Origin of the sequence: Cytobacillus gottheilii (assembly GCF_018582665.1) — a bacterium.
Taxonomy (GTDB): domain Bacteria; phylum Bacillota; class Bacilli; order Bacillales; family Cytobacillaceae; genus Cytobacillus; species Cytobacillus gottheilii.
The window spans coordinates 2,488,995-2,502,185 of the sequence record NZ_CP071709.1 but is presented as its reverse complement, the minus strand read 5'-3'; the positions used below and the strand labels follow the sequence as shown (position 1 = coordinate 2,502,185).

Genomic DNA, 13,191 nt, shown 5'->3' with positions numbered 1-13,191 from the left:
TGCAGAACGTTTACAAGAACTGCTGCAGGGAAAATAGTAAAAAAGAAAATCATAAAAAAGAACAATTTTTTTAAAATTGTTCATAGTTTTTTCATATTTATCCTGTACAATGAATTTATAAACGGCAGGTAAGAAGGAGAGTATGTCAAATGGCCAAAAAGCAGCTGGTAGAATTAGTTAATCGATTAAAAAAGTCGGGAATTAAAGTTAGCTTTACAAAGCCAAGAACTCAAGCAATTTTGTCCTTACATGCAAGTAAAACATTGCCTACTGCCACGAATTAAACATAGATCTTGTATGGGTGACAAAAGCTGGAGCTGGCTCCATTTAAGCTTGGCGCCGAATGAAGCTTTTATTTAGCGGCGTCATGAGAAACTACATATAAATACAAAAAAGCGAGTGCATAAGCATCCGCTTTTTTGTTTGATAAAGGTCATATTCAGATTTCATTCATAATTTTATTGTAAACTTCTTCTTTGCTGAATTCTTCTCCCATTGGAAATTTCTTAATATAACGATTATTCTCGTCTAATAGATATACAAATGTGCTATGTACAAAAAAACCATCTCCCGGATCTCGGTATTGGAATTTGAAGGTATTTGCCAGATCAAGTATTTCTTGCTGATCTTGCTTCATACCATCTTGATCGCCAGTAAGCATAATCCAATTACCATCATCTTCAATTTCAAAAGTATTCATATAATTTTTCATGATTTCAGGAGTGTCACGATAGGGGTCTATCGTAATGGTTAGAAACTGTACATTCTCCCCAAAAACACCTTCTTTTTGTAAGTCACTTTTTAATAAATTCATTTTTTGCGTTGTCGTCGGACAAATATCAGGGCAATGAGTATACATGAATTCCACTAGCTTTAATTTCTTTTCCGACTGAGCAAAATCATATGTTTCTCCATTCATGGTCACAAGGGTTGTATTTTCTGGAATTGTCGCCATATGATCACGAATGATAAAAAATGAAATCCCTGCAGTAATCCCCACTGCCACAATTAAACTGCAAATGATATAGATCTTTTTCATGATTTCCCCTCCCACTATTAAGATAATGAATACCGTAAAATATTCCTATGGATAATATGTGAACACGCTAATAAAGTGACAAATGTGTGAAATGTCACTTTGTTTATATTCGATTATTGATAGGTGGAAGGGGGAGTGAGGAATGTGAACGACACCAAGATGTATTTCGTTCAATTTTGGCATATTTAAAACCGGGAAAGAGTTCTTCCCGGTTTTGTTAGAATCAATTCATATTAATCCATACACTTTTGACTTCTGTGTAATTATCCAGTGCATAGGAGCCCATTTCACGGCCCATACCGGATTGTTTATAGCCGCCAAATGGAGATGCAGCATCAAAAACGTTGTAGCAATTTACCCAGACTGTACCAGCACGCAAGCGGTTTGCAATATAATGACCGTTCTTAATATCCTGCGTCCAAACTCCAGCTGCAAGACCATATTCACTCTTGTTTGCACGGGCAATTAATTCATCTAAATCGTCGTAAGGCATTGCTGAAATGACAGGTCCAAAAATTTCTTCTTTGGCAATAGTCATGTCATCATTGACGTTAGCGAAAATGGTAGGAGAGACAAAGTAGCCTTGTTCCTGAGGTTTATTTCCGCCTACAAGCAATTCAGCACCTTCGTTTACTCCTTTTTCAATATAGCCAAGAACACGTTTTTGCTGCTCGGTTGAAACAAGCGGTCCAATTTCCGTGTCACTGTGCAAGCCAGCCCCTTGTTTAATTGATTGAGCATGGCTGGCCATATCAGAAACGACGTTGTCGTAATGTTTCTTCTGAATAAAAACACGAGAACCAGCACAGCAAACTTGTCCCTGATTAAACATAACCCCATTTAGAGCACCAGGAATAGCTTTCGTTAAATCTGCATCAGGCAGAATGATGTTCGGTGATTTGCCTCCAAGCTCTAACGTAACTCGTTTCAATGTTTTTGAAGCATTTTTCATAATCATTTTTCCTACTTCTGTCGAACCGGTAAAAGCAATTTTATCAACAAGAGGGTGATCTACAAGCGGCTGTCCAGCTGTTTCTCCAAATCCAGGAACAATATTTATTGCTCCTTCAGGAAAGCCTGCTTCATCAATTAATTCAGCCAAATAGAGAGCGGTCAATGGAGTCTGCTCAGCAGGCTTCAGCACAACTGAACATCCTGTTGCCAAGGCAGCACCAAGCTTCCACATTGCCATTAGAAGAGGGAAGTTCCAAGGAATTATCTGACCGACAACCCCTACAGCTTCATGTCTAGTATAGTTAAAGTAAGAACCGTTAACAGGAATGGTTTGGCCAGTGATCTTAGTAGACCAGCCTGCATAATAGCGCATATGCTCAATGGCAAGCGGAATGTCTGCTGCAGAGGTTTCCCGAATCGGTTTCCCGTTATCAAGCGTTTCTAATTGGGCAAGTTCTTCACTGTTTTCTTCCATTAAATCAGCCAGTTTATACATTAGACGGCTTCTTTCTGCAGCAGTCAGTTTAGACCAGCTTCCTTCATCAAACGCTCGACGGGCCGCCTGAACTGCCAGGTCTATATCTTCTGATGTGGCTTCATATACGTGTGCAAGAACTTCACCAGTTGCCGGGTTAAAAGTTTCAAAGGTTTTCTCCAATTTACTTTCTACGAATTGTCCATTGATATAAAGTTTCTTTTTCCCTGATAGGAATCTCTCAACTTTTTCTTTTAATGCTGCCGTTAATTGACTCATCTGCAATTCCTCCTAAATCATTAATAAAGTAGGTAAAACAACAAAAGGAAACGCTTACATAAATATGTTATCATTTCTACTAATAAACTTTCAATAAAGAATAGTATAAAAATTCTGATAAATTTTGACATAATCTACTATTTACAAATAGATTAGAAGATGAGGTAGGGACAATTATAAATAATCAATTGAAAAGACGAATGATCATAATATGCGCTGTTCGTTCTACTGTGACGGATTCTCGCTTCCTAAATGCGCAATCTTTCTTCTATTTCTTTCCAGAATCGAGGTGCTCCGTTCCGTTTCTGCAAATCTAAATTTTGTAAGCAAAGCGCACAAAAAGACCCGAACCATTAAACAGATAAAAGGGGCAAATATCTGTTAATAGTTCGGGTCTATTAATGGCTAAGAAAAGTAAGACTTAGACTCATATTCATTAAAATAGCATTCCAGCAATCGCAGCACTTAAGAGGGAAGCGAGAGCTCCAGCAATAACAGCTTTCAATCCAAGCTTAGCAATATCATTTCTTCTATCAGGAGCCAGATTTCCAAGTCCGCCTAGCAGAATTGCCATTGAAGAAATATTAGCAAAGCCGCAAAGTGCAAAGCTAATAATTAGAGATGTCTTCTCAGATAAATTGCCGATTTCTGGTGCAAAATCAGAATATGCAACAAATTCATTTAACACAAGCTTCTGGCCAATGTAGCCGCCAGCCTGAACGGCTTCAGCCCATGGAACACCGATGGCAAAAGCCAGAGGAGAAAATATGTAACCTAAAAGCATTTCAATTGTTAGGTTTTCATATCCAAATAGGCCGCCAACAAAGCCGAATAAACCATTAATTAATGCGACTAAAGCTATAAATGCCAATAACATAGCTCCGATATTCAAAGCAAGCTGTAAACCGACACTTGCTCCTTTAGCGGCTGCATCTACAACATTTACAGAATCAGTATCTTTTTCAATTGTAATGTCATCTGTAGTTTCAGATTTTTCCGTTTCAGGAATCATCATTTTAGCCATAATTAAACCAGCAGGTGCTGCCATAAAGCTGGCTGCCAGTAAATATTCTAAAGGGACACCAAGCAATGAATAACCGATTAAGACAGAACCTGCTACAGAAGCAAGTCCGCCGGTCATGACAGCAAAAAGCTCTGACTTTGTCATTCTATTAATAAAAGGGCGAACGATTAAAGGAGCTTCGGTTTGTCCGACGAAAATATTAGCAGCAGCTGAGATGGATTCTGCCTTGCTTGTGCCTAGCAGTTTGGAAAGACCGCCACCGATAAACTTAATAACGACCTGCATAATCCCTGTATAATAGAGCACAGAAATTAGCGATGAAAAGAAAATGACGACTGGAAGAACCTGAAAAGCAAAAACGGATCCTATATTAGTTCCTTCTTGAAAAAATCCGCCAAATAGAAAGTTAATTCCTTCATTTGCATAGCCGACTACATCATTGACTGCATATGTTACTTTTTCAAGTGCAGCTTTGCCTAGATCCCATTTTAGTACAAGAAAAGCAAATATAAATTGGATGAGAAGACCGCCAATAATGGTACGGACATTAATGGCTTTACGGTTTTCTGACATTAAAAAGGCAATCATGAAAATCGTAAATATCCCAAATAATCCCCAAATAATATTCATTGTTTAACACCTCAATTGATAGATTCGTAGTTGTATAGACTTGTACAAGTTAACTGTAAACGGTTCCTTGGAGAACAGACGTCTGACATCCAACTTGTTCGTTTAATATTGTAACATGAATCCGTTTTCAGTAAAGAGTTATTTTTATTTTTTTTAAAATTATAGAATAGAAATACGGAATAGGGAGGATATGAATAATAGTTGAAGCATTCCAATACATCATAACAATGGCCTTTTTCAAAAGAATTTCAAGTGCAATTAGCATAAAAAATGGTTAAACTACTCTCTTTTGCATATTAAATAGTGCTAAAATAGATTTTATGCTAAATTAGGGCAGCTAAATGGAACTTATACGAATTTTTAAAGAAATGGTGATTGACTATGACATCAATAAGAAAAACAATTGTAACCATGCAGGGATTTTACTTGCTTACCTTCTTTGCGGTTGGAAGCATGATGCCGTTATTAAGCGTTTATTTAAGTGAAGCAGAAAACTTAAATGGATATCAAATTGGCCTCATTATGTCGATAAATCCCGTTGTAATGATCTTTTTTCAGCCGTTATGGGGGATGATTTCTGATAAAACAAACGCGCCAATTAAAATTCTGACTCTTACTACTTTTATCGCAGGGAGCTTTGCTTTAGGATATATAGCTTTTAGCGGATATACTGCGATCTTTTTTATTGCGGTTCTTGTGGCCATTTTTCAGAGTGCAATCATCCCAGTTTCAGATAGTATTTCTATTAGCTACACAAGCAAAGTCGGTTACAATTACGGCAATATTCGTTTGTTTGGATCTTTGGGTTTCGGACTTGCTGTCTTTATCATGGGCAGACTTTCAGAATGGAATAACCAGGTTATTTTTATTTCCTTTTTTTCAGCACTGGTGCTTGCTTCCCTTTTAGCGTGGAAGATGCCAACGGAAAAAAAGACGCAGAAGCCCAATCTGCTGCTGGGCGTAAAAGAGATTCTGACCATGAAAAAATTTCTGCTTTTCCTGATCGTTACGTTTTTGATTTTTGGACCTAATCTAGCCAACAATACGTATTTTGGTCTTTTTATTGAAGGAAGCGGAGGGACCTATACGGGCATAGGGGTAGCCTTTTTAATTGCTGTTTTATCGGAAGCTCCCTTTATGAAAGCTGCTGGGGGACTGATTCAAAGACTTGGTTTGCTGAGAATCATGTTACTTGCATCTTGTGTTTCCTTAATCCGCTGGCTTCTTTATTTTACAGAGCCAAGTTTATGGGTTGTATATGCAACAGCTGTATTTCAAGGGATATCAATCGGTTTATTTATTCCTGCTGCACTCCAGTATTTAAGACAAATAACACCTTTACACATAACGGCTACAGCAATTACGCTATATTCTGCGATTGGAAATGGGTTAGGCAACTGGTTTTGTACGTTTTTGGGAGGAATTATTTTTGAAGAGTACAGCATTTTTCATGTTTACTTATTTTTTGCCATTTTAGCGTTATTGGGCGTTATTCTTACAATCGGTCTGATACAGATGCAAAAAGCGGAACAAAAGAAATACATTGTTACTTCTGGCTAAAGTTGAAGTCCTCTGTTATGGAGGGCTTTTATTATTATCTAAAAAAAATTACGGAGTTTCGCTCTTAAATTATGCAGTTTGTTCTTATCACTTTCACTCTGATTTCTGGATCTGAAAAACAAGTTTTTTCTTCGTTTCTGTATGTTATTCAAAAATATGTTTAACAATAAATGGAGAAGGGAGGATTCAGTAATGCAGAATGAAAATATTCCAATGCGAGAAATCTTTCATATTGAAACAGATGAATATATTCCGTTTGATGATTTTTCATCAGGATTAATTGGTGATGAACAAAATAGTGTTGCTCCGTACGACAGCGAAAACTCACAAGGTTATATAGAGGATGTTGATATAGCAATATCAATAAATGCAAAACAGCTTGACTCAAACACCGTAAACGATGCAACTGAGTAGCTAGACGAACAATAAATATAGTAAAAAAAGGATTTTTATCATAATTTCCCCTCATTTGTCCATACTAACAATAAAAGGGGGCGTTATGGTGTTCTTCAACAGAAAAGGCCAAGATGATACACCGGAAATAGTAATGCTGGATACGGAAGTGTACTCGTGTTCAACTGATAGCTGCAACGGCTGGATGCGTAAGGATTTTGCTTCTGATGATTTAAAATGTCCATTATGTGGAAATGAGATGACTGCGGAAATCAGGGAGCTGCCTGCAATTCAAAATTAAAAAGAAAAAGATTAATGGTCTCACGGCTTTTAAATTCCTTCCAGGAGACAAATCTAATAATTAGACCTTGTTGCTCTTGCACTTTATGTGGTGGAAAAAATGGTTTGCTGCTGATTTATCCTTTCATAAAGCGGAAAAAACCCCTCCGAATACGGAGAGGGTTTTTTGTGTCCTTCTTATTAGAAACTTTCTTCTAATTCTTTTATAAGTGATCCAACATAGTGAACAGCACTTTTAATTGGCTCAGGCTGAGACATATCAATTCCAGCCATTTGAAGAAGGTCTAATGGTTTCTTTGTTCCGCCAGCTTTTAATACATTTAACCAGCTTTCAACAGCTTCTGAACCATTGTCACGGATTTTAATAGCCATTGCGGTTGAAGCAGTTAACCCGGCAGAATACGTATATGGATATAATCCCATGTAATAGTGAGGCTGACGCATCCATGTTAAGGCTGCATCATCATCAATTACTACGTCATTTCCCCAGAAGGAAGTCAGCACAGCTTTCTTCTCAGCACATAATTTTGCAGCTGTTAGAGGAATGCCTTTTTCCGCCAAATCATAAACTTTACGCTGAAATGCTCCTTCTAACAGATGGGTAACGAAGTTGTGATAGTACGTTCCAAGAAGCTGCAGGATTACCCATCTTTTCATTTTAACATCAGTTGTATTGGACATTAAGTGCTGTGCGAGCAATAGTTCATTTAATGTGGATGGAGCTTCTACAAAATAAGTGGAAGGTCTAGTACTCATGACGCGCTGTTCTTTATTTGCCAAATAAAAGTGTCCGGCATGACCAAGTTCATGAGCAAGGACAAATGCTCCACGCATTGTATCAGTCCAAGTCATCAGGATATATGGATGTGCTCCGTATGGACTTGAGCAAAAGGCTCCTGTTGATTTTCCAATATTATCAGATAAATCAACCCATCTCTCTGTTAATCCTTTTTTCATAATCTCGCTATATTCTGGACCCATCACCTTTAAGGATTCAAGTATGGTTTCACAAGCTTCTTCATAGCTTGTATTTGGATTGAAATCCGGATCAAGTGGAGCTTTTAAATCTGCAAAATGCATTTCCTCAAGACCAAGAATCTTTTTCTTAAGGCTTGCGAATTTCCTCATATGCGGAGCAAGCTCCGTCTGTATAATGTCAAGCTGGTTATGATACATCTCTTCCGTAACATCCTGAGAATCTAGTAGCATTTGTGTAACAGACTCGTACCCGCGTAACGTAGATAGAGCAACCTGCTTTTTCACTTCAGCTGAATAGACAGCTGCAAAGGTATTTTTATAGTGATGGAGGGTGGATGAAAAAGCTTTAAAAGCATTTCTTCTTACATCTGCCTTTGGTGAAAATTCATATTTATCTTCATAAAGGGCAAACGAATTGGGAAGAACATTCCCATCATCATCAGTGAAATTTTCAAATGGCATGTCAGCTAGCTTCGCAGCATTGTATATTCTGTATGGAGCACCATGAACTTCGCCAAGAGATGCTAACGCTTCTTCGGTTTCTGGTGATAAACGGTGCTTTTTCGATTGCAGCAAGTCAGTAAGAAAACGAGCAAAAGGTAAAAACCGCGGATCGTTTTTAACAAGCTCTTCAACTTTTCCTTCAGGGTATTGTAGAATTTCTGATTCTATGAATGAAAGATTAGCACTTACTTTTGCCTGCAATGAAGCGATAACGGAAGAATTGGCTTGGTTTTCTGGATCTGTGCCATCGCCTGATTGCTTAAGTGAAGCATATGTAGCAGCTTGTATAAATGAAATCATCAGATTTTCATATGCAAGCAGACATTCTAATAAAGTATCGCTGCTTTCATGTAATTTATCTTTATAGGCAGTTACTTCCGGTAAAGTATTCTCAATGGCTGTTACAGCTTTATGCCAGCTTTCATCAGAAGGAAATAAAGCGGTTAAATCCCATGTTAGCTTTTCAGGCACTTCTGAACGATGAAGTCTTTTAGAAATAGTTTGTTCCATTATAATCCTCCTATTTGCCTTTTTATTTCGATACTCTAACTATTATACATGAAAGATTGTCTTTTTTATAGATTTTTCTAAATAATCAAATTAAAAAGCCCGAGCTGTTAACAGCCCGGGCATAAAAATGATTGTTAAATGAATTTATCAGGATATTCAAATTAGCTTAAAAAAACGGTGAAAACACAGTTAACTGCTTTAATCAGTATTCAGGAAAGTATTAAATTAAGGACAAGATTTATTTATTAATATGCTTATTCGTGCATTCCTGGCATTCCACTAAATAGGATTCAGCTTGTTCCGAAAAAGGTTGGCCGCATTCTGGGCATTGTTTTTTAGGCAGGTTCCGGAAGAATTCAACTGGACTTTGCATCATAACAAACACTCCTTTTTATAATACAGAATTTTTATTTATCACCTGTTATGATACAGTATACTGTACATTTTCTTTCTTGTGTAGGTTTTTTTCTCATTTTTTTGAAAATTATTATTTTGACGCTTGTTTTGTCATTTGGAAAATCCTCTTCCATCTAGAATGTGTTTCCATTACAATCAATATTGAAAGCTTAGAAAAAGGAGTCTGACTTATTTTAATGAATGACATTATTTCCTTCAGCCCTATTTTAATATTAGTAGCTATTGGCCTAACCTTTATGGCAACCTATACTGCTCTTGACTTATTCAGTTTAATACATTCTAAAGAAAGCAATAGAAAGTTTTTGTTTATTGGTGGAACATTTTCATTGGGCATTGGTATTTGGCTGATGAACTTTATTGGAATGCTTGCACTTAATATTGAAGGATCCGGGAATTATCATATCATTTTTATCATTTTATCTATGCTGTTTGGCATTTGTTTTACCGGTTTGGCTTTTCTGAATATCATTGATAAAAAGATGTCATATCGAAGAATTCTGATTGGCGGATTATTCTTAACTTTGGCTGTGCTAGCCATTCATATAACAGGCATGTTTGCGATTGGAAAGTTAATTACGTTTCATCCGATCCTATTAATGATTTCTGTATTGTTAATTTTTTTATCATTCTCATTTTCACTTTGGCTTTTGTTCTTCAAAAAGCATGTTTCAAAAAGGCATCGCAGCTGGTTAAAACCTGTTAGTGCCCTTATAATGACTGGCGCAAATATTGAAGGGTATTTACTGCTGATCAGGGCTTCTTCTATTCAGTCTGCATTTCAGCCATTAATAAATATTGAACCTGGCTCCTATGCCATCTATTTGCTCACATTTGTTGGATTTGTCATTCTTGGCGGTATGGTAGGCTCTAGCTCTGTAACGAATAAAAAACTCTCTGCCAGCGATCATCTTCTTACAGATATACAATCTGCATTAGACAAATCATCAATTGTCGCTATTACAGATCCAAAAGGTGTCATAACATATGTAAATGACAAGTTTGTTGAGATTTCTAAATATTCAAGAGAAGAATTGATTGGGAAGACGCATAGTATTCTTAATTCTAATTATCATCCATCATCTTTTTTTGAAGATCTTTGGACTACTATTTCTGCAGGTGAGACGTGGAGAGGGGAAATTCAAAACAGAGCAAAGGATGGAAGTCTTTATTGGGTTGAAACAACAATCGTGCCCTTTTTAAATGCAAATGGGAGACCATACCAATATGTAGCAATCCGTACTGACATTACACCTTTAAAAACTGCAGAAATTCATTTGAAAGAAAGTTTAAAGGAAGTGAGTGATATCACTTTTGCCTTAAATCAGTCTTCAATTGTCGCTTTTACGGATGCAAAAGGGAAGATTCTTTCCGTAAATGATAAGCTATGTGAAATTTCAAAGTATTCAAGAGAGGAACTGATCGGACAGGATCATTCTATTTTGAATTCAGGCTATCATTCTTCTTCATTTTTCAAAGACCTCTGGAAAACCATCGGCAGCGGAGAGGTATGGAAAGGGGAGATTCGAAATCGGGCGAAGGATGGCTCATTTTATTGGGTAGACACAACGATTGTCCCCTTTATAAATGAATCTGGAAGACCATATCAATATTTAGCAATCAGAAATGACATTACAGAAAGAAAGCAGTCAGAAGAATTATTGCATAGGCAGGATAAACTGGCTGCTGTTGGCCAGCTTGCTGCGGGAGTTGCACATGAAATCCGCAATCCTCTTACATCCATGAAGGGTTATGCCGAGTTTCTTCTATTAGATGAACAAAATGATGAACGCAGAGAGTTTATTGACATTATCTTAGATGAAATTGACCGTGTAGATTCGATCGTAGAGGATTTTATGGTGCTGGCAAAGCCAAAGGCTATTCAACTAGAAGAAAAAAACATTATTCCCATCATTGAAAATGTCATTTCTTTATTAGAATTTGAAGCCAGAAAACGGAATGTGAATATCCATTTTGAACCGGAGGAACCTATCATCCAAATTGAATGTGATGAAAATCGCCTCAAGCAAGTATTTTTAAATTTTATTAAAAATGGAATTGAAGCGATGCCTGGCGGAGGGACGATTAAGATAAAGATTGAAAATATGGATGAAAAATTGACCATATCTATTCAGGATACTGGTGTGGGAATTCCGCAGGATAAATTGATGAAAATTGGAGATCCATTTTATACAACCAAGAAAAATGGAAATGGATTGGGCTTAATGGTTAGTTTTAAAATAATAGAAAGCCATAATGGCAAGGTGTATATTGAAAGTGAACTTAACAAAGGAACCACCTTCAATATTGTATTTCCATTAAAAACAGCATAATGAATTTGATTGAATTTTCAAACTCTTCGTCATCTCGCTGTTATGTTCCTGTTATAACTGTAACTGTATTATAAAACAGCTGTTCTTTTTTTGAGCGATTTTCATGTTATGATTATTCCCGTTAGCGAATACAAGCTATACGAGGAGGTACAACATGAAAAAATCATTCGTAACCATGGCAGCAGCAGCTGTTTTTTTCAGTACAGCAGGAGCAGCCGTACAAGCTGAGGAAGTGACCGTCCAAAAAGGAGATACACTTTGGAAGCTTGCAGGAGAATATGATGTCAGTGTTGAACAAATTAAGGATTGGAACAGCCTGTCATCTGATAAAATTGTCGTTAATCAAGTTTTGGATATTCATAGAGAGAATGCATATACAGTGGAAAAAGGAGATACACTTTGGAGTATAGCCAAAGCGAATGAAGTCACTGTTGAGCAATTAAAAGAATGGAATCAAATAAAAGGTGACATCATTGTCTTAGGTCAAAAGATTGTCATTTTCCCTGGGTCAACTGCTTCAGCAGCAAATGAGGGCGGAAGCACAGTTAAGACAGCAGCATCTAAGCCTGTCAAAACAGCAAGTGAGGGTGCTGTAAAGGAGATTTTAGTAGAGGCTACAGCGTATACAGCAAACTGTAATGGCTGTTCTGGTACAACAGCAACTGGCATTAATTTAAAACAAAATCCGAATCAAAAGGTAATTGCCGTTGATCCTTCTGTAATCCCGCTTGGAAGCAGAGTATATGTTGAAGGCTATGGAGAAGCAATTGCAGGAGATACTGGCGGAGCCATTAAAGGCAATAAAATTGACGTATTCATGGCAGAAAAGCAAGATGCACTTAACTGGGGACGAAAAACAGTAAATGTAAGAATTTTAGACTAAACTAATACATAGTTTGTAAAAGCTAATGTTTAATAGTTTTATAGATTAGCCCAATGCTCAGTATTTAATGAAGAGCATTGGGCTTTTTTGTATGATTAAATCTTTTTCTGCTCTTCATCTTTCGTATCTGTTTGTTTAAGAAAAAAGCTCTGCACAGGCTTTGCAATGAGTTTGAATTGTGTTTCAAATTTCTCGGAAAGATAGGATGCTCTTTCATAAATGGCCGATTTAAGAGAATCCAGCTGCCGCATCATTTTATCTGTTAAAGCTTCCTGCTGATCAAGTCTTTCCATAACAGTGTTATGGAACATTTCTTGAACATCCATCTTTTTATCTAATTCTTCATTCACTAATTCCTGAGTTGCCATTTTCTCAGTCAGCTGTTCAGAAAATGTTTCCAGAACATCCAGTTTACGTGCTAAGCTTTGAGTTGATGCATCCTGATAGTGCAGCTGATTTAGCATCTCTTCATGAAGCGCTTCTTCTTGCTGAAGCAGTTGAACGATGGTAGTGTTTGATTCTTCTAAGGAAGATAAGCGCTCCAAGATTATGGCATTATTGCTCTCTTGCTTTTCGGTAAATAGAATGAATTTAGATATCAATGTATCCTGTACCTGCATCTGATGTAAAACATTTTCATATTGCTTTTGATGACTGCTTTTTAATATTTGGACTTGATGATTCATTGCCTGATAAGAGGAAGATAATTTATTCTCCATTGTGCGACTTTGATCGGAAAGCTGTTCATTTATAACAGCCTGCTGTTTCAAGAGATCCTGCAGATAATTAAGACGAAAAGAATCTTGATTATTATCAGTCAGGTGCTCTTCATCATTTGTAAATAGTTTAAGAGATCCTTCCTGAGTTTCTTTTTTTAACAAAATGACCACCCCAATTGATGCTTGTTATTCCTGT

12 protein-coding genes are annotated in these 13,191 nt (G+C 36.9%); 6 read left to right on the top strand and 6 right to left on the bottom strand.

The window, feature by feature from the left end; genetic code table 11:
• The first annotated feature begins 149 nt into the window (after window positions 1-149).
• Entirely contained in the window at window positions 150-284 is a 135-nt protein-coding gene (locus J1899_RS22740) for a hypothetical protein (protein WP_257297442.1), read from the top strand.
• A gap of 155 nt (window positions 285-439) precedes the next feature.
• Here J1899_RS22740 and J1899_RS12310 read toward each other — a convergent pair whose 3' ends face one another.
• The 3 genes from J1899_RS12310 to J1899_RS12300 form a co-directional block, all read right to left on the bottom strand.
• A complete protein-coding gene (locus J1899_RS12310; protein WP_066445179.1) occupies window positions 440-1,039 on the bottom strand; it encodes an SCO family protein in 600 nt (199 codons plus the stop codon).
• A 223-nt stretch (window positions 1,040-1,262) separates the two neighbouring features.
• A complete protein-coding gene (locus J1899_RS12305; RefSeq protein WP_214474015.1) occupies window positions 1,263-2,747 on the bottom strand; it encodes an aldehyde dehydrogenase family protein in 1,485 nt (494 codons plus the stop codon).
• Window positions 2,748-3,183: 436 nt separating this feature from the next.
• Window positions 3,184-4,401 (bottom strand): NupC/NupG family nucleoside CNT transporter, encoded by a 1,218-nt coding sequence (locus J1899_RS12300; protein ID WP_214474013.1) that lies wholly within the window; start codon window positions 4,399-4,401, stop codon window positions 3,184-3,186.
• A 381-nt stretch (window positions 4,402-4,782) separates the two neighbouring features.
• Between J1899_RS12300 and J1899_RS12295 the strand changes: the two genes are divergently transcribed.
• From J1899_RS12295 to J1899_RS12285, 3 genes are all read left to right on the top strand, one after another.
• Window positions 4,783-5,961, top strand: a complete 1,179-nt coding sequence (locus J1899_RS12295; RefSeq protein WP_214474011.1) for an MFS transporter — start codon at window positions 4,783-4,785, stop codon at window positions 5,959-5,961.
• 192 nt (window positions 5,962-6,153) lie between these two features.
• Window positions 6,154-6,375, top strand: a complete 222-nt coding sequence (locus J1899_RS12290; RefSeq protein WP_214474010.1) for a hypothetical protein — start codon at window positions 6,154-6,156, stop codon at window positions 6,373-6,375.
• Between the two features lie 85 nt (window positions 6,376-6,460).
• Window positions 6,461-6,655, top strand: coding sequence for a cold-inducible protein YdjO-related protein (locus J1899_RS12285; protein WP_246586471.1), 195 nt, complete (start codon window positions 6,461-6,463; stop codon window positions 6,653-6,655).
• Between the two features lie 179 nt (window positions 6,656-6,834).
• Here J1899_RS12285 and pepF read toward each other — a convergent pair whose 3' ends face one another.
• On the bottom strand, window positions 6,835-8,646 hold the full coding sequence (pepF, locus tag J1899_RS12280; protein ID WP_214474008.1) for an oligoendopeptidase F: 1,812 nt from the start codon (window positions 8,644-8,646) through the stop codon (window positions 6,835-6,837).
• Between the two features lie 238 nt (window positions 8,647-8,884).
• Window positions 8,885-9,022 (bottom strand): protein YhfH, encoded by a 138-nt coding sequence (gene yhfH / locus J1899_RS12275; RefSeq protein ID WP_082851666.1) that lies wholly within the window; start codon window positions 9,020-9,022, stop codon window positions 8,885-8,887.
• A 217-nt stretch (window positions 9,023-9,239) separates the two neighbouring features.
• Here yhfH and J1899_RS12270 point away from each other — a divergent pair, with 217 nt between their 5' ends.
• On the top strand, window positions 9,240-11,393 hold the full coding sequence (locus tag J1899_RS12270; protein WP_214474005.1) for a PAS domain S-box protein: 2,154 nt from the start codon (window positions 9,240-9,242) through the stop codon (window positions 11,391-11,393).
• A gap of 154 nt (window positions 11,394-11,547) precedes the next feature.
• Window positions 11,548-12,276 (top strand): LysM peptidoglycan-binding and 3D domain-containing protein, encoded by a 729-nt coding sequence (locus J1899_RS12265; protein WP_214474000.1) that lies wholly within the window; start codon window positions 11,548-11,550, stop codon window positions 12,274-12,276.
• 95 nt (window positions 12,277-12,371) lie between these two features.
• Here J1899_RS12265 and J1899_RS12260 read toward each other — a convergent pair whose 3' ends face one another.
• Window positions 12,372-13,157, bottom strand: a complete 786-nt coding sequence (locus J1899_RS12260; RefSeq protein WP_214473999.1) for a hypothetical protein — start codon at window positions 13,155-13,157, stop codon at window positions 12,372-12,374.
• Window positions 13,158-13,191 lie beyond the last annotated feature (34 nt).